At 38.1% G+C, this 19,045-nt stretch carries 14 protein-coding genes; 7 read left to right on the top strand and 7 right to left on the bottom strand.

All coding sequences use genetic code 11. The features are described 5' to 3' along the window. The first annotated feature begins 43 nt into the window (after nt 1-43). The 7 genes from JF259_RS00885 to JF259_RS00855 all read left to right on the top strand — a co-directional run bounded on the left by JF259_RS00885 (nt 44) and on the right by JF259_RS00855 (nt 7,759). Nucleotides 44-1,240: a glutamate-5-semialdehyde dehydrogenase gene (locus JF259_RS00885; RefSeq protein ID WP_199112173.1), complete on the top strand. Its 1,197-nt coding sequence runs from the start codon at nt 44-46 to the stop codon at nt 1,238-1,240. Between the two features lie 92 nt (nt 1,241-1,332). After that, nucleotides 1,333-2,094, top strand: coding sequence for a glutamate 5-kinase (gene proB / locus JF259_RS00880; RefSeq protein WP_199112171.1), 762 nt, complete (start codon nt 1,333-1,335; stop codon nt 2,092-2,094). Between the two features lie 55 nt (nt 2,095-2,149). After that, nucleotides 2,150-3,091: an N-acetylornithine carbamoyltransferase gene (locus JF259_RS00875; protein ID WP_199112169.1), complete on the top strand. Its 942-nt coding sequence runs from the start codon at nt 2,150-2,152 to the stop codon at nt 3,089-3,091. 96 nt (nt 3,092-3,187) lie between these two features. Continuing rightward, nucleotides 3,188-3,964, top strand: coding sequence for an acetylglutamate kinase (gene argB / locus JF259_RS00870; protein ID WP_199112167.1), 777 nt, complete (start codon nt 3,188-3,190; stop codon nt 3,962-3,964). 1 nt (nt 3,965) lies between these two features. Then, a complete protein-coding gene (locus JF259_RS00865; protein WP_199112158.1) occupies nt 3,966-5,036 on the top strand; it encodes a M20 family metallo-hydrolase in 1,071 nt (356 codons plus the stop codon). A 55-nt stretch (nt 5,037-5,091) separates the two neighbouring features. After that, entirely contained in the window at nt 5,092-6,366 is a 1,275-nt protein-coding gene (argH, locus tag JF259_RS00860; RefSeq protein WP_199112153.1) for an argininosuccinate lyase, read from the top strand. Nucleotides 6,367-6,499: 133 nt separating this feature from the next. Beyond that, entirely contained in the window at nt 6,500-7,759 is a 1,260-nt protein-coding gene (locus JF259_RS00855) for a vWA domain-containing protein (RefSeq protein ID WP_199112151.1), read from the top strand. A 406-nt stretch (nt 7,760-8,165) separates the two neighbouring features. On the opposite strand, the gene JF259_RS00850 is transcribed toward JF259_RS00855, so the two are convergent. From JF259_RS00850 to JF259_RS00820, 7 genes are all read right to left on the bottom strand, one after another. Next, complete coding sequence (locus JF259_RS00850) at nt 8,166-9,539, bottom strand: aldehyde dehydrogenase (protein WP_317192052.1); 1,374 nt, start codon at nt 9,537-9,539, stop codon at nt 8,166-8,168. A gap of 72 nt (nt 9,540-9,611) precedes the next feature. Continuing rightward, nucleotides 9,612-10,532, bottom strand: a complete 921-nt coding sequence (locus tag JF259_RS00845) for a PKD domain-containing protein (protein WP_233164027.1) — start codon at nt 10,530-10,532, stop codon at nt 9,612-9,614. 29 nt (nt 10,533-10,561) lie between these two features. Beyond that, entirely contained in the window at nt 10,562-12,040 is a 1,479-nt protein-coding gene (locus JF259_RS00840) for a SusD/RagB family nutrient-binding outer membrane lipoprotein (protein ID WP_199112147.1), read from the bottom strand. A gap of 11 nt (nt 12,041-12,051) precedes the next feature. Next, entirely contained in the window at nt 12,052-15,132 is a 3,081-nt protein-coding gene (locus JF259_RS00835) for a SusC/RagA family TonB-linked outer membrane protein (protein ID WP_199112145.1), read from the bottom strand. Between the two features lie 62 nt (nt 15,133-15,194). Next, nucleotides 15,195-16,703 carry a parallel beta-helix domain-containing protein gene (locus JF259_RS00830; protein ID WP_199112137.1) on the bottom strand — a complete coding sequence of 503 codons (1,509 nt, stop codon included), beginning with the start codon at nt 16,701-16,703 and terminating at the stop codon, nt 15,195-15,197. Between the two features lie 79 nt (nt 16,704-16,782). Beyond that, nucleotides 16,783-18,000, bottom strand: a complete 1,218-nt coding sequence (locus JF259_RS00825; protein WP_199112135.1) for a cytochrome-c peroxidase — start codon at nt 17,998-18,000, stop codon at nt 16,783-16,785. 147 nt (nt 18,001-18,147) lie between these two features. Beyond that, on the bottom strand, nt 18,148-18,984 hold the full coding sequence (locus JF259_RS00820) for a LytR/AlgR family response regulator transcription factor (RefSeq protein ID WP_199112133.1): 837 nt from the start codon (nt 18,982-18,984) through the stop codon (nt 18,148-18,150). Between the last annotated feature and the right edge of the window lie 61 nt (nt 18,985-19,045).

Here is a 19,045-nt window from a genome sequence, read left to right as displayed (position 1 = left end):
CAATCTTAGAGTATTTGAAGCTTTGAAATTAAGAAATTAAAAAATGAATACCTTATTATCAATTGAAACAAGAAACGCTGTATTATTAAAAATGGCGACGCTTTTAGAAAGAGAACGTGCTGCCATTATAGCTATTAATAAAGGTGATTTAGAAGCCTATGATGGTGATGATATTTCCATGTACGATCGTTTAAAAGTAAATGATGCTAAAGTAGACGAAATGATAGCTTCGGTAACACATTTGGCTTCACAAGAAGACCCTGTGGGGGTTGAGCGTTTTAGTTTTAAGCACGATAATGGGATGCAGGTTTATAATAAAACAGCTTCGTTTGGAACCGTATTAATTATTTACGAATCGCGTCCAGATGTAACCGTCGAGGCTGCGGGTATAGCTTTTAAATCTGGTAATAAAATTTTATTAAAAGGCGGGAAGGAATCCACTAAATCCAACTTAAAAATAGTTGCCTTATGGCATGAAGCGTTGCAAACGTATGGTGCATCGACAGAATGGGTAGAATATTTACAATATAACCGAACCGAAACACAGGCCTTTTTGGAAAAACCGACGCAACAAGTCGATTTAATAGTTCCTAGAGGAGGTGAACGCTTAATAGCTTTTGTAAAACAACATGCTACCTGTCCGGTTATTGTTAGTGGCCGAGGTAATAACTTTGTATATGTGCATAAGGCGGCCGATCAGCAAATAGCATTAGATGTAATAGAAAATGCCAAGACGGCAAAAATATCTGCGTGTAATGCTTTAGATAAAGTGCTTATTGATAAAAACCTCCCTAATAAAGAAGTATTTATAAAGACTTTAATCGCTAAGCTAAAGGCTTTTGAAGTTCAAATTTTAGGAGATGAAACGTTAGCGGCATACGATGAGGTCGAAGCTATCCAATCGGATGCTATTTGGTATCAAGAGTTTTTAGATTTTAAAATAGCCATTGCCGAAATAGACTCGACGCAAGAAGCCATAGCCATGATTAATAAATATTCGGGAGGGCACTCGTCGTCTATCATTACAACTAATGAAAATGAAGCTAAAGTGTTTATGGAAAATGTAGATACCGCAGCGGTTTATCATAATGCGTCGACCCGTTTTACCGATGGTGGCCAGTTAGGGCTTGGAGGCGAATTGGCGATTAGTACTGATAAATTGCACCAACGCGGACCTATAGGACTGCAACATTTAGTAACCAATAAGTGGTATGTTCATGGTAATGGACAAATACGATAGCATGCAAGCCCTATAATGGGCATTTAAAAAATAGGCTTACGATAGTCCATAATGATAAAAGACTACTTTTAAGGAGTTGAAGTTTAAAATAGATGAAGAAAAAACGTATTTTACTCAAAATAGGTTCCAATACGCTTACTAAGGAAACCAATAATATCTCAAGGGGCAAAATTGAAGACTTAGCAAGTCAAATTGCCCAACTTCAAGATACGCATGAGTTTATTATTGTTAGTTCGGGTGCCATTGCAGTGGCCAAACAGTTTGTTAAGTTAGAAAGTAAGCAAAAGGATGTTTTTGTAAAGCAAGCCTTGGCATCTATAGGTCAGCCACATTTAATAAGAATTTATCAGGAAATCTTTAGAGAATATGGCTTATTGACTTCTCAGTGTTTATTATCGTATTCCGATTTTGAAAAAAAGGAAAGTAGGACCAATATTGTCAATACCATTAACGTACTGGTAAATAATAATTACATTCCTATAATCAATGAAAATGATACCGTGGCGACCGATGAGATTAAATTTGGCGATAATGATAAATTAGGTGCTTTAACGGCTTCTTTATTGAATGCTGATTTATTTATTGTTGCTACCAATACCAATGGTATTTATACAAAAGAGTCGATGGAAAATGGTGCGCCAAAAACCATAGAAGTTGTTGAGGATTTTGAAGCTTTGCAGCGTGAAGTGGTAAATTCGAAGTCATCACATGGTAGTGGCGGGATGCAATCGAAAATAGAGGCGGCCGCTGTGGCCAAAAAATCTAATATAGAAACCTGGATAGTCAACGGGTTGGAAGATCAGTTTATATTGAACGCCATCGAGAATAAGGTAGCGTATACCAAAATTAAATAAGACCTGTTAGGTTCTAAAAAAAAACTAACAAGTCTAACAAATAAAAGGAAAAAAAATGAAACATTACACCTCCATACATGATATAGATAACATCAATTCTTGGATTGAGGAAGCAAAAACATTAAAGTCCAACCCCTTAAAGCATTTGGAATTAGGACGTAATAAAACACTTGGTTTGTTATTCTTTAATTCTAGTCTGCGTACGCGTTTAAGTACGCAAAAGGCAGCTTTAAATTTGGGGATGAACCCAATTGTAATGAATGTTTCAGGAGACGCCTGGGGTATCGAGTTTGGTGATGGTACCGTGATGAATGGCAAGACTGCCGAACATATCAAAGAAGCGGCGGCAGTGGTGTCACAATATTGTGATATTATTGCTGTTAGAGCGTTTCCAACACTTACCGATAAAGTAAAGGATGAAAGTGAAGAGGTTTTGAATGCCTTTAAAAAATATGCTTCCGTGCCGCTTGTGAATATGGAAAGTGCAACGGGGCATCCGTTGCAGGCCCTAACCGATGCGATTACGATTTCAGAACACGCCAAAAAAACACGGCCCAAAGTGGTGTTAAGCTGGGCGCCACATATAAAGGCCCTGCCACATGCCGTAGCCAATAGCTTTACCCAAGCCATGCAGAAAATGGATGTCGATTTTGTAATCACCAATCCAGAAGGGTATAATTTAAGTCCTGATGTTGTGGGGAACACCTCTGTGGTTCACGACCAAGAAGAAGCGTTCAAGGATGCCGATTTTGTTTATGTTAAGAACTGGAGTAGTTATGAGAACTACGGAAAAGTATTGAATACCGATCCCAATTGGATGATTACCAAAGAAAAATTAGGCGATGCCAAATTTATGCACTGTTTACCCGTAAGACGTAATGTTATTGTTGAAGATGCCGTTTTAGATAGTGATAGCTCACTAGTTATTGAACAAGCTAACAATAGAACATATGCAGCGCAATTGGTGCTTAAAAAAATATTAGAAAGTAATAATTAAGAAATGAACGTCATTGCGAAAGAGGCACGATTGAAGCAATCTCTTCACCAGAAACAGTTTACTTCGTTGATGCTCCAATGACAAATTAAATGATATATGGAAAAGCTATCCATAGTAAAAATAGGAGGAAACATTATTGAAGACTCTACCGCTTTAAAGGCATTTTTAAAGTTGTTTTCAAACTTAGAAGGAAAGAAAATTTTGGTGCATGGAGGCGGTAAACGTGCTACACATATCGCTTCAAAATTAGGTATTGAATCTAAAATGGTTAATGGTCGCCGTATCACCGATGCCGAGACCTTGGAAGTGATTACAATGGTTTATGGCGGTTTGGTTAACAAAAATATTGTAGCACAGCTCCAAGCCTTAAATGTAGATGCCATTGGATTAACTGGAGCCGATGCGAATAGCATCACTTCTGATAAACGTCCTGTAAAAGAAGTCGATTTCGGATTTGTAGGTGATGTAAAACGTGTGGCATATAAGTCGGTTAACAAATTGATTGAAGCCGATTTTACGCCCGTTTTTTGTGCGATTACCCATGATGGTCACGGCCAGCTTTTAAACACAAATGCAGATACTATTACCTCGCAAATAGCAGTTGGTATGAGTAACCTGTATGAAACGTCTATTTACTATTGTTTCGAACTCAATGGTGTTTTAGAAGACATAAACGATAAAAACTCGGTCATTAAACACATCGATACTAAACGATATGGAGAGTTGTTGGAGCAAGGTATTATTGCCGATGGCATGTTGCCAAAATTAGAAAATTGTTTCGACGCATTAAATAATGGCGTAAAAAGTATAAATATGGGGAATACGTCCATGTTGACCCAAGAAAATGATAGTTTTACAACCATAACCTTATAATATGACGCAACAAGAATTGACAAGCGATGCGATTGCGCTATTAAAACAATTAATAGAAACACAGTCTTTTTCTTCGGAAGAAGACCAAACGGCATTGCATATTGAGGCTTGGTTTAAGCGTTACAATATCGACTATAAACGCACACAAAATAATGTTTGGGCTGTTAACAAGTATTTCGATGCAAGTAAACCAACTTTACTGTTAAACTCGCATCACGATACCGTTAAACCAAATAGTGCTTACACAAAAGATCCGTTTAAAGCGATTGTTGAAGATGGTAAATTATTTGGATTGGGAAGCAACGATGCAGGTGGATGCTTGGTGTCTTTAATAGCGACGTTTACTTATTTTTACAACCATAAAGATTTAAAGTACAATTTGGTTATTGTTGCTTCAGCAGAAGAGGAAAGCAGCGGGCCAAATGGCTTGAACAGTATGCTGCCCATCATTCCTAAAGTTGATGTAGCCATTGTTGGAGAGCCAACCTTGATGAATTTAGCAGTAGCCGAAAAAGGCTTGGTAGTTTTTGATGCTGTTGTTGCAGGAACACCAAGTCATGCCGCCCATCCAAACGATAATAATGCCATTTACAAAGCGATTGATGTCTTGCAGTGGTTTAAAGATTTTAAGTTTAAAAAAGGATCTGAGGCTTTAGGCGATGTAAAGTTAACCGTAACACAAATTAATGCGGGTTCGCAACATAACGTAGTGCCGGGGCATGTAGATTTGGTGATCGATGTACGTGTAAATGATGCCTATACCAATGCTGAAATTGCAGAGATATTGCAAACACAATCACCGTGTACTAGTATCACACCACGAAGTTTACGTTTAAATTCATCGTCCATTCCAATGGATCACGATTTGGTTAAAGCTGGTGTGGCCATGGGAAGAACGACGTACGGATCACCAACGTTATCCGATCAGGCGGTACTAACATGTCCATCATTAAAATTGGGGCCTGGTGATAGTACGCGCTCGCATTCGGCAGATGAATTTATTTATCTTAATGAAATTGAAGAAGGAATAAATATTTACGTAGAATTGTTGAATCGTGTAATTGTTAAGTAGTTTTTTTATTAAGCAATTAAACAAATCAACACATAAACGAATAAACATATAGACAATGAAACTCTGGGACAAAGGCATATCAATCGATAAAAAAATAGAGCAATTTACCGTAGGTAACGATAGGGAAATAGATATTCATATCGCTAAGTATGATGTAATTGCTTCCAAGGCACATGCAAAGATGTTGCATAAAATAGGAATACTCACCACAATTGAATTAGAACAATTGCTGGGAGGTTTGCAGGTTTTGGAAAATGAAATTAAATCAGGCGAATTTGTTATCGATGCGCAGTTTGAAGACGTACATTCTAAAATAGAATACGATCTAACAGCTACTTTGGGCGATGTTGGTAAAAAGATACATACGGCGCGTTCTAGAAACGATCAGGTTTTGGTAGCCTGTCATTTGTATTACAAAGAGAATTTAAACATTGTTAGAGAAAAAACAAAAGCACTTTTTGATACGCTTCTTGAGCAAGCCGAAACCTATAAAGACAAGGTCTTACCTGGTTATACTCATTTGCAGGTGGCGATGCCTTCATCTTTCGGATTATGGTTTTCGGCTTATGCCGAACTGATGATTGATGATGTATTCTTGTTAGATGCAGCCATTAAAACCGTAGATCAAAATCCGCTTGGTTCTGCAGCTGGCTACGGAAGTTCGTTTCCAATAGACCGAGAGTTTACTACACAGGAGATGGCCTTTTCAACATTGAAGTACAACGTCGTGGCAGCACAAATGGGACGCGGTAAAAATGAGCGTACGATCTCAGCAGCATTAGGTAGTTTGGCAAATACAATGGCACGCTTTGCAATGGATATTTGTTTGTATATGAGTCAGAATTTTGGATTTGTCTCTTTCCCAGACGAGTTAACAACAGGTAGTAGTATTATGCCGCATAAAAAGAATCCGGATGTATTCGAGTTGATTCGTGGCAAGTGTAATAAGATACAGGCTCTACAAAGTGAAATGGTTCTCATAACTAATAATTTACCGAGTGGTTATCACAGGGATTATCAGCTATTAAAAGAAAACATGATTGCTGCTTTCGAAGAGATCAAGGATATTTTAGATATTTTTAATTATTCTATCCAACAGGTTATCGTTAAAGATGTGGATATTAATAGTGATTTATATAAGTATTTATTCACAGTAGATAACATCAACACGCTTGTAATGGAAGGGCAGACGTTTAGAGAAGCCTATCAAAAAATTGGCGGGCAGGTGCAAGATGGTACTTATGTTCCGGATATGTCAAAACACCATACCCATGAAGGGAGTATCCATAATTTGTGTTTAGATAAAATAAGAAATAAGTTTCCTGAGTAACTTTTGAGTTTTGTATAAGTTGAATTCTTTTGGGGTTTGATATTAAAATTTGTAATCACTTATTTTATTGTCAATTTTCACTTCAGGACGCAACCTTTTTGCTTTTTTCCATCTATAATGAAAACACATTATTATGATAGGTTTAAATGGACTAGTAAGATTTGCCTTAATAGCAATTATAGTGATCATTTATGGCTGCTCAAAAGACGATGGCTTAATAGGAAACTCAACAGCTAATGGCAAAACAAGTTTGTTTGAGGAGGTAACTGAACCGGAATCGACGCAAACAAATTCTGATTTCTATGAAACGGCTTTAAGTTTATCTTCTGAAGTTCTAAGTGGAGGAGGTGGCAGTTGGGGAGATGGCATTCCAAACGATCAAATCGAGCCAGGTGTTTTAACAGCGGGAGAATGGAACGATCTTAATAATTGGGATTTCTGGAATGATTTGTTGAGTAATAAAGACTATTATGAAGATGTTAATCGATGGAAGCTTAAAAAAATAAAAAGATACAGCTTTCTTGTAACCGATAGTAACGAATCATTAGTTGCAAATGCAGAAATAACTCTTCTGTCTGGAGGCGTAGAAATTTGGAAAACCAAAACAGATAATAAAGGCAAAGCTACATTGTGGTCAGATATGGGACTTAATAAGGTATCTGCCCGTGTTGAATTTGGAGAAACCGAAAGTATTGTTGCAAATGTATTAGCGTATGAAGCAGGTGTCAACAAAGTATCCCTAAACAATAATATAGTCAACAAAAAAATAATTGATATTTACATTGCTGTGGATGCAACTGGTTCGATGGGTGATGAAATTGATTATTTAAAAGTAGAATTAAACAATGTAATTAGACGTATAAAGGAATTGAATCCATTGTTAGAAATGCGTTTTGGGTCTGTGTTTTATAGAGACGAAGGTGATGAGTATGTAACCCGCCCTTTTGGTTTTAAAGCCGATGAAGCAAGTTTGATTTCTTTTATATCAGACCAGTCTGCCAAAGGCGGTGGTGATTTTCCCGAGGCTGTGCATTCTGCCCTTGATGTTGCTATTTCGCAAAGTTCGTGGAACGATAATGCTTCAGCCCGTATCATGTTTCTATTGTTAGACGCTCCGCCGCATTACACCCAAGAAGCTATTTCAAGTATAGAATTGAATTTGATTAAGGCAGCAGAAAAGGGTATTAAAATAATACCAATTACGGCTTCAGGTATAGATAAGGCAACAGAGTATTTAATGCGTTCTTTTGCAATTTTGACCAATGGAACCTATGTTTTTATAACTGATGATAGTGGAGTGGGCAATCCCCATTTGGAGCCTACTATTGGAGAATTTGAAGTTGAAAAATTAAATGATTTAATGGTCAGATTGGTTGATGAATACATTCCCTGATTTTTTAAAGTTTTGTCGCGTAAAAACCTTATATAGGCATTATAACTGTTGTCATAACAGTGTTTTAAACTGTCAGTTTTTTAAAGATTTTCAAAAACACTGATTTTGTTTCAAAACAAATAGACTCCGTTTTTAATATAATCATTTATACTAATCAAATCTAAAGGAGTGAAATTCTGGAAGAATTTAGTACTTCGACTTCGCTCAGTAGAGCTATCGAGAAGTGTTTTTAGTGGAAAATTTATTTGTTTTCGATACACCAAATCACAGATTTGGCACTCAAACTGACATAAATTCCTTATCCATTATTCACGTTAAAGCTATATTGAATTATCTATATTAATTGGTTTGTAAGAAAGGCGTTTAAACTTTGAAATTACCAATAAAAGCACCTTTTTTGTGCTCTTTAAAAAAAATGTTTTATTTTCTTAGCTAAGTGCAAAGGTAAATTGTAAGGCGCATAACGTAACGGTATGTCCAGCCAGTTCGCTTTCTTAATAATGGCTTTATGATGCGAAAAGAGATTGAAAGACAATTTTCCGTGATAAGCACCCAAACCACTTTGTCCAACGCCTCCAAAGGGTAACCTTTTATTTCCAATTTGTATTAAGGTGTCATTTATAGCGCCACCACCAAAGCTGTAAGTGTCTATGATTTTATTCTGAAAGGCTTTTTTGTTGGAAAACACATAAGTTGCCAAAGGTTTGCCATAAGCGTCAATTACCTTGGCGATGTCTGTGTCGTTTTTATAAGAGATGACAGGGAGTATTGGGCCAAAGATCTCACCTTTCATAAGAGGGCTATCCATAGCCGGTTCGTTAACAAGGGTGGGTTCTATAAAATTGTCCTCGGGATTACTACGGCCTCCAAAAAGAATCTCTTGGCCTTCTAAAAGTGCTATTAATTGGTTAAAATGGGTGGCACTGACAGTACGCGAAAAGTAGGGAGAAGCCTCAATGTCTGTGCCATAACAGATCTCAATGTGTTTCTTTAGGGCTTCTACCAACTCTTCTTTTATGGTTTGATGTACTAGAATATAGTCGGGGGCGATACAAGTTTGACCGGCATTTAAAAATTTACCCCATATAATTCGTTTAGCGGCAAGATCTAAAGAAGCTGTTTCATCTACGATACAAGGGTTTTTCCCTCCCAATTCGAGTGTTACGGGTGTTAGATGTTTAGCAGCACTTTCATAAACAATCCGACCTACTCGGGTGCTGCCCGTAAAAAAGATGTAGTCCCATTTTTGAGAAAGTAGCGCTTTCGATACTTCAACACCTCCTTCAACAACCGATACATGCTCGGGAGCAAAGGCTGTTTCTATGATTTCTGAAATAATTTTAGAGGTGTTTGGTGTTAATTCCGATGGTTTTAAAACTACCGTATTGCCTGCTGCAACGGCACCTATTAAAGGCGCTATTGCCAATTGGAAAGGGTAATTCCAAGGCGCTATAATTAAAACATTGCCGTAAGGTTCTTTATGAATCCAATCCGATGATGGGAAATTGACCAAGGATGGCCTCACGCGTTTAGGTTTTGCCCAAGTACTTAAATGCTTTATAGTTGTTTTTAATTCAGCCAATACAAATTGTGTTTCGGCAAAAATGGTCTCAAATCGCGGTTTCTTAAAATCGGCATAAATAGCATCGCATATCAGATCCTCGCGCGCAATAATCTCATGTTGCAACCTTTTTAAGGCTTCTTTCCTGTAGGTTATTTGCTTGCTTCTTTGTGTTTGAAAAAAATCACGTTGTTTCTGTAATAACTCCATAATTGTAATACGCGTTATCTGGTTAATGCTATTTTAAATACCTAAGCTGCCTCACTACTAAAATACTGTAAAATAACCATATTATAGCGCTTCAAAAGAGAGGTGAAACATTAAAGTAGGGAATGCATACAAGTCTGGGTGTTGTACTGCGCCAATAGATATAGCGACATTCATAGTCGTTTCTGTAATGTCTTTAATTATAACAAACCCATTGGCATCCTTAAACCCAAAATAATCGCCAGTAATAAGTCGCCTTTTACCACTAAAATCTGCTTGATAAGGAGCACCTGTGGTCGGGTCTGTTGCTGTAACCGAAAAATCGTCGTCACTAATACTCCATGTGGCATCTGTTGCAGGCGTATACATAACATTGGCCAGAGGTACCAGACCTGGATCCCAAGAAACTTCCCTGATATCAGCTTGTCTTTCAAAATTGGCATACACTAGAGCCATTAAACTATTGCCGTCTACATTATCGATTTTGTAACTACCATCGTGAACAAAGGTAAATGTGTCTTGGTATGATTTCTCTAAGCCGACAGCATTTAATAAATTGTCAATAGAAGGCTGGAAGATGCTTAACGAATTTTCCACCCCACTGGCACCTTCAAGACCAGCAGTGTAAGCAGCTTTAAGGTGCCACGATTTGCCTTCTGGTTTGGCAGGCCCACCTGTTAGCAAGATTTCAAAAGATGGTAAAATGGCAACTGTTTTGGTTTCTATAAAAGTGCCATTCGGACTTGTGGCCGTTAAGCTAACTTCATACTCACCAGCCGCGGCATAAGCATATACGGGATCCTCTTCGGTACTTGTGTTTCCATCACCAAAATCCCATGTATATGATTGTGTGTCGCTAGAAACTGTTCCATTGAATGTAACTAATGCCCCCTCTACTAGAAACTGAAAGTCGGCAATAGGAAACAGAGGTGCTTCATCGTTACTGTCGCATTGAATACATGTTAGCGATACAATTAAAATGAAGAATATTTTAAATGGTTTCATAATTATATGGTTTATCATTTTTGTCGGTTTTAGTTTTTATCCCACCAAACAGGTGTGTCAATCTTGTTTGCACCTTGTCTGCTAATGGCTTCAGAAACATTTGTGCCGTTGGTGCTTAATTCAAAAGAACTATACAAGAAACGGGATGGCATAATGCCATTAGTAACGCCACGTTCCAGATCGCTATCGGTTCTTTCGGCAATAACGGGATACCCTGTTCTTCTAATGTTGCACCAGCCTTCGTAATAGTTAGGTGTTAAGGCCAGCCACATTTGGGTGCCAATTTGTGATTCCTGTTCGGTTGTGCTTCCCGATAGTGTTCCAGTGGAACTTGATAGGAAAGTTGTTATAGAGCCTGAATCAATATCCCATTGTTTAAACGACGTTTCAATTCCCTTTCTGTAAAGGTCATTGGCTTCTGTGGGATCGGTATTGTAAATAAGGGCTGCTTCAGCCTTTAAGAAGTAAACTTCTGAAGCGGTCATTACATAAAGTTTGCTGTCTTGAGAAGAAAGCGCTAGTCCCATATCAGATTTACTTGCCAGATCGGATTTGCCGAAAGCTTCATCATTTAGCCCGTTGGTTTGTCCGGTATAATTACCGTTAGCATCTTGGGCAACAAAAATCGAAAGTCTGGGGTCTGACGTATTTTTTAGTTGATCGACTAACATGGTGGACATTTTAATTGACGGATAGCCAATGCGTCTATTATACCATGCGTTGCCATCTCCTTCGGTCTCAATCATAGAAGCATTATGACTATTGTCTTCCATTAAAGGAGCGGTTAAACATTGGCTTACCACTTGTCTGGATAAATTGTTGTCAACATATCTTAATCGCATCCCTAATCGGAGTTTTACCGAGTTTGCCAATCGTATCCATTTGGATAGATCGTTGCTAAAAATGGGATCTGACTTTGGATAGCCCATTGCAGGATTGGCATTTGTTAAAACATTAATGCTTGCCGTTAAACGTTGGATTAAATCGTTATAAATAAATTCCTGGGTATCGTATTTTGGTGTAAGAATATCACCTGTTTTTCCTTTGCCACCTTCAGTATAAGGAATCTCTCCAAAACCATCGGTTATACGTGCATACCCCATGACCCCAATAATATTGGCCATAGCATAACGAACAGGGTTTTCGGTTTCTGGCTGCGAGGTAATATATAATACTTCTTCAATATGTTTAATTACGCCACTGTACATACTGTTGTAAATACCGTTGTAAGCGCCATCAAAACCATCGGTATATTGATCCGGTAGTCTGGCGGTGCTTCCAGCAACATAATAATGGGCATGTTGCCCTGCAAATCGATACGACCCTTCATCTAGGGTGCCATTAAATAAACTTCTAACAGCAGTGGCAAATAAGGGGGCATCATCAATACTGGTCACATTGTTAGGGTCTTGTCTTACATCTTCTAAAATATTATCACACGAGGTTATTACCGTTCCAACTAGTAAAACAATCAATAATTTATAGGATATGGTTTGTATTCTTTTCATTGACTTAAGTTTTAAAAGTTGATGTTTACGTTTATGCCGTAGGTTCTGGTGGAGGGTAGGGAGGCATGTTCTAAAGCCGTTGCGGTTGGACTGCTACCATTACTGGCTTCGGGATCAATGTCTTCAGCGGCATTATAGATGAAAAACAAATTTCTGCCTGTGGCTGATATACTAACGCCTTGAATGCCTGAATTTCCCAGTGCTTTTTTGGGTATATTGTAGGTTAATGCAATTTCTTTCATTCTTACATTTGATGCATCAAAAATCAAATCGGTTCTAATGTTGCTAACAAAATTGTTTGTATAATTTTTTAATAGTGGATTAATAGCCACTGTGTTTTCAAAACCGGTGTGTTCGTTGATTCCGTCTTCAACTATACCATCTACACGACCAATTAATGAGGTGGCATCTGTACCAAACATTTGTCTGTAACCACGTCCCCAGGAAAAGAACTCACCACCTTTTTGATAACTTACCAGCGTTCTTAATGAGAAGTTTTTGTATTTAAAGTTATTACTGATTCCGCCATAATAGTCGGGATTAATAGAGCCTAACTTAATGCGTTCGCCTGGTTGGGCCAGTCCGGCATTTGTAATTAATTTTCTTCCAAAATTATCTCTTAAATAATCCAGTCCATAGATGGAACCAAATTCTTCCCCTGGTCTGGCTTCTACCGATACAGCCATTAGGGAGTTTAAGGTAATGGCTTCTACAGATTCATCAATGCTTTTTACAATGGAATTGCTTTTGGTAATTGAAACGCCCATGTCCCAACTAAAGTTTTCAGTTTCAATAGGAATGATGTTTAATTGCGCCTCATATCCCTTGTTTTTTATAGCTCCAGCGTTTGTTGTATAAGAACCGAATCCAGTAGTTCCAGAGATGGGAATTGACATGATTTGATCTTCGGTTAATGTTTCATAATACGTGAAGTCCAAGTGAATTCTGTTTTTAAAGAAACCCAACTCTGTACCTAGTTCCCAGGAATGAGAAACCTCTGGGCGTAAATTAGGATTTGGGATTGATCCGGGAATTGAGGCTACCGTATAATCCAAAGTTCTGGTTTGATCTATGCTGTAAGACGATTGTGTTCTGTATGGACTGGTGTCGTTACCTACCTTAGCATAGGATGCCCTTATTTTTCCTTTGTTAAACATATTGGAAGTTAAACCGAAGAATTTTGAAAAAAGGAAGCTTAAATTTTCTGAATGATACCAATAGGAATCATTGGCTGCCGGCAAAGCGGACGAGTTATCGTTACGTATTGTGGCATCCAGATATAAGTAGCCACCATAACTAATTTGTCCAAGGCCATAAAAGGAATACATGGTCTTTTCCCAAAAATAATCGGAGTCACTTACAACCGCGTAGTTGGAGATTCTATAAAAATTCGGAACTTTTTCATCCCTTCCTGACACGCCTATGGATTTACCTGAATCGGATCTGTAATTAGCTCCAACACTTGCTGTAGCATTAAACCCTAAAAAGTTGGTTGTATAGGTAGCTAGTATATCGGAGTTCCAAGAGCTGCTCTTACTGGTGTTGGTGCTGTAGCCTCCTAAACCATTATAATTTGCTTGTCCTCCTCTAGCGGCATGTTCGGTCCCTTCTGTTACGACATAATTTAAACCGGTTTTACCCGTAATATAGAAAGCGTCTGAAATATCCAGTTTTGCAGAAAATGCACTTTGAAAGCGATCCCGGTGGTCTTCATTGAAAACATTGTTTAATGCCCAATATGGATTGTTAAAGGTATTGTCTAGATTCCATTTAATTTCATTTCCATTAGCGTCTACAGTATTGTTTTTAGCATCGGAAAGGCGTACATCCCTTGGCATTAAAGAAAGTTGTAAGGCTGTATTGGAAGCGCCTTCCCCCAATTCAGGTCTGTTTTTTACATGGGACTTGATGTAGGTTACTTTACCATCAATCTTTAATTTTTCGGTTAGGTTTGATGATGCTCGAAAATTCACCGTATTTTTTTTAAGTGTATTATTAGGGATAATACCTTGTGTATTTTGGTTGGTAATGGAAAGCCTAAAAGCACTTTTGTCTGTAGTGCCTTCAAAAGAAACGCCATTGGTTAGGGAATATCCTTTTTGGTAAAATTCTTTATAAGGATTTCCCCTTGGGGAATAGGTGTCCGTTTGTCCCAGCCAATTGGTATAGGTCTGACCTTCCATTTTAGGGCCATAGCTCCATGAGCCTGGGTAGTCTAAATTTGGCCTTCCGTCGCTGCCAACTGGAGAGAAAGCATCAAAGGCACCCATACCGTATTCGTTTTGAAGCCTTGGCGTTAGCGCTATTTCGGTAATGTTAAATGAAGATGTTACCGTAACACCTATACCACGTTTGCTAACACCCGACTTAGTGGTAACAAGTATTACCCCGTGCATGCCTAAGGAACCATAGGCGGCGGCGGCACCGGCACCTTTTAAAACAGTTACGGAGGCCACATCATCTGGGTTAATATCAGAAAGGGCATCTCCACTATCTCTGCCTCCGTTAGGGTTTCCACTACTACTGGCATTGGAAACGGGTATACCGTCGATAACAATAAGCGGTCTGTTGTTTCCGTTTATCGTTGTAACGCCTCTTAATAAAATGCGAGACGAACCGTCTACTCCTGTGTTACCTTGTGTAATTTGTAGTCCTGATACCTTACCAGAGAGTGAGTTCATTATATTATTTTCCTGTGCTATAGCAAACTCAGCGGGCTGTAATTGATCTACAGAATATCCTAGTGATGCTTTATCTCTTTGTATGTCTAGTGCGGTAATCACCACCTCGTCGATGATTTCCGTTCCGGGTTCAAGATAAACGACGAGCTCATCTTGCTCATTTATGGTAATTTCGTAGGTTGTGTATCCTATATAGGAGAAAACCATGACCTCTCCTTTGTTAACATTTTGGAGTTTAAAACCACCGTCAAAATCGGATGAGGTTCCTTTGTTCGTTCCTTTTATGAGTACACTAACCCCTAAAAGAGGCTCGTTGGTGTCTTTTTCCAACACCTGACCAGTGATCGTTTTTTGAGCCGAGGCTGTAACCGATAAGGTGATTAAAGCCCATAGTGTTAAGAGTTTATTCATACGGTTGTACTTTTTAGTTTGGTTAATTATTAGTTTCTCTAGTGTTTTTATGATGCTTATTCCTAATTTTTAAGGGAAAGGATGTACTCTGCTACAGCTATTTTAGCTTCGTCGGATAAGTAATTCTGTGGGGGCATTTCTGGATAATCGTCTCTCAGATTTCTAGGGGCGTTTATATAGTCTACAATACCTTGGGGATTGTCTTTATATATTGCTTGAATGAGTTTTGTTGGAACGCCAATGAGACGTGTGTCAAAAGCATGGCAGCCAGCACAAACGCCATAATAAGTAAGCTCTCCTAATTCTTCTTTGGAAACAGATCTGGGGGCTACGGGCTTATCGAACATAAGTGTTGTGACGTCTTTTGTGTCTGTAATTTGGGCGGGGCCATAGTGCTCCAATCCAAATGTGCGATAACGGTTTTTATCCCGAATTGTACTGCCTACACCTCCTCCCATGGCGAGAATATCTGGGCCTTTGGTTTTAAGTTGAGAAAGCATTAAAGCCTTAATATCGCCAACAGGGTTATTGCCATTTTCGATCATAAAATTGTCTAAGATGACAACTCTATCTGGGTTGGGTTCAGAATTGGGGTCGTTAGCAGTAGGAGCACCAGTTGGAAGGTCTACTATAGTGATGCCTGCATTGTCGTTATTAGAAATAATATTGTCTTCAATAATAACGTCATCGGCAGCCATAACCAATATGCCTGTTCCTGGGGGGATACCAGAAACGATTGATCCTGGTGCGCCAAAGTTTTCGTGGTTGTTGCCGCTAATAAAGTTGTTTCTAATGATTACATCAAATACTGTTTTTATGGGAAGTCCGGGAGTAAGAAAGGCTAGGATGCCTCCTGTATTGTTATAAGCCAGATTGCTTTCAACCAGACAATGTCTGGAGTTCTCAATTTCAATGCCGGCAACATTACCATATACTTCATTGAATTTTACATCTACGTTGTCGCACATACCAACATAGATGGCAGCATCTTCAATTTCTGTTAAAATATTGTGGCTAATGAGGCCATTTTTACCATATTGAGGAAAAATGCCATACACACCGGTATCAACAATCCAATTGTTTCGAATAATAAAATTGTTTCCGGCCTGTCCCATGATACCATTCCCTTTGTACTCAATAATTTTTAAGTTTTCAACAGTAATACCGTTGCCTGAATATAAAATAGCATCATTCAAGGCTTTTTTGCCGTCTAATGTTGGCCAAACACCATCTATAATAACCCCTTGAATACTAATGTTGTCTTTGTCAATGTATACAGTTTCCGAATAGGTGCCGGGATATACTCGCAATAAATCCCCTGGATTTGCTTTTAAAACAGCTTCTTGAATGGATTCCCCATCTTTAATCTGAATAATGTTGCCACTAAAGGTGTTTTGGTCTGTAACAGTCAAGGAGTCATTTGTTGCACCCACGCTGCGATATTTCATAGTTGTAGGCATAGGTACTGTGTCTGCTGGTTGGGGCTTAAGGAGCGTTTTTCCAAATAGTACGCCAATGGCAAATAAAACGAGGTATCCAACGATTTTTAAAAGGCGAGATTTTGTTTTCATGTACGTTTTTTTTAGTGTTTATTAAAGAATAAGTATTATGAGTATGGTAGCTAGTTTAGTGAACCACCACTGTCTAATTTCATTTTATTGATTCTTGATTTTGGTTATTAATAAAAGCTGCTTGGTTTGATGGAAGTACTTTTGGAACTTTAGGCATAAAGGATTCGTCGGTTAGGGTTTTTAAAAAATCTACCAGCCTGTCCAGTTCGTAATCTGTTAGTTTAGGTTCCCAAATATGCCAATGGATCCTTAGATTTTCATCTTTTGGAACCGCATGTCCACGTCCGTCGGTATAAAACTGAACGGTTTCTTTAAGTGTAGCAAAGTTTCCTGAGTGCATGTACGGTGCGGTTTTTTCTATGTTTCTTAGGCTAGGTACTTTAAACCCACCCCGTAAGGTGCTATCGTTAAATGGAATTTCGGCGCCTGGGTCTAATGCTAGGCCATTGGGTTCTGGAGTTCCTAAAACAGCTATTTGCTGATTGGTAAATAAAGGTGGGGTATGGCATTCTGCACAGCGGGCGACAAACGATCTAAAAATGTTCATGCCCTCTATTTCTTGTTTGTTTAGGGCTTGGTGGTAACCGTGGGCATACCGGTCATATTTACTGTTTAGAGATATTAGTGATGCCTCAAAGGCTGTTATTGCAGTATATATGTCATTTAAGCTAATTGGAGCTTCTTTTACTTTATTTGGAAAGGCTTCTGCGAAAAGATGTTTATAATTATTTAAACTGTTAATTGTTTTTAATAGTTTTTCCGGTGTGTTTCCCATTTCTTCTTTGGAAAACAAGGGGCCTTGCATTTGTTCTTCTAAAGAGTTTGCGCGTCCGTCCCAAAAGAATAATTTAAAATAAGCTACGTTCCAAAGAGATGGTGCAGAGCGTTTTAATTGATGCCCTTTAAATCCAATACTGGTTGCCAAGCCATCACTAAATCCTTTTTTCGGATCGTGACAAGAAGCGCAAGAAATTGTACCATCGCCAGATAGGATCGGATCAAAAAAGAGATAGCGCCCCAAGTCGATTTGTTGGGGAGAAAAGCCGTCACGAACTTTAGGAAGCGCAGTTTTTAATCCACCAACACCGGGGTCGTTATTGGTGCTATAGGCCATATATAAGTTTTGGGCGATGCACTCGTTTTTGTCATTTAGTTTAAATCCTGGGGGGCAATCACAGTTTAGTTGGGGTACGTATTGGGTATGTGGAACTTTAATGGCAGCAACAAGAATAATTAATAAAGTGCTCATTAAAATTACGGGAATAACCCATTTTAGAATCGTGCTTTTTTTGCTCATTAACTGTTTGGATTTATTAAAATGGTAGCTATTAAAAAGATTGACTACCTATTTGTTTGTATAAACAACTGTTGGGAAATTAATGAGCTTGTTATTTTTAACAAGGCTATTTTCAAGGGTTTGTGATGAAATTGCCCTTAATTGGTACTAATGGGTGTCCTTGTTTTTAAGGGCGTCTTCAAAAGCTTGTTTGTAAGAAGAGGAAATGGGGATAATTTCGTCAGGTACATGTTGAACTGTAAGAGCGTATCCTTTTCTTGTTTTTTTATATGAAACGAGGTGTTGTAAATTAACAAGATAAGATCTGTGTATGCGGATAATGGAATCATCATCTATCGTTTCCTCAAATCTTTTTACACTACCTCTAATTAGTTCTTTTGCCAATTTATCGCCTTTAAGGTAAAATAACTCTAGATAATTCCCTGCTGACTTAACATAGACCAAGTGCTTAGGTTTAATGGCAAGTAAAACTTTTCCATTTTCCTCGCTTATCGTTATGAGTTTGTTGGCGTTGACTTTTACGGTTTCTTCAATTTTTTTTAGACCGGAAATTTTTACCCTAAGTTGTATGTACCATAAAAATAGTAGATAAGGAACCATAATTACAAGACTGGTATATCTTAAAGTAAGAAAGTACTCTTGTAGCTTTTCATTGAAAGTGTTTAAAGGCGCATTTTCTAATAAAAAAAAGATCAGGGCTATTATGGAAACTTCAAAGATGCAGTATAGTAATACGCTATAAAGGTTGGTTCTATATGACTTAAATACAAAATGGAAGATAAATTGTGTTATTAGAAGGATGCCACAGCCAACTAAGGTGAAGTTCCAATAATACTCCTGTCCCCATTCGTTAATGTTAAAAGGCTCATAGATATTAATAAAAAAGAGCGCATATAAAAAAACAAAAGCCACTAGTAAAACCCTGTTCCTAAAAAAAAATAAAGGAGGAATGTCTTTTTTAAATGATTTTAATAGAGGCGTCATTTTTTGTTTTAAACTGATTTATTGGTTTTTAAGGGTGGATTTTGTTTTTACAAATTTTTGA

The sequence above is a fragment of the Snuella sedimenti genome, from assembly GCF_016428595.1.
GTDB classification, from domain to species: domain Bacteria; phylum Bacteroidota; class Bacteroidia; order Flavobacteriales; family Flavobacteriaceae; genus Snuella; species Snuella sedimenti.
Note: the sequence above shows the minus strand (reverse complement) of the source record. Positions and strands in the feature narration are given on the sequence as shown.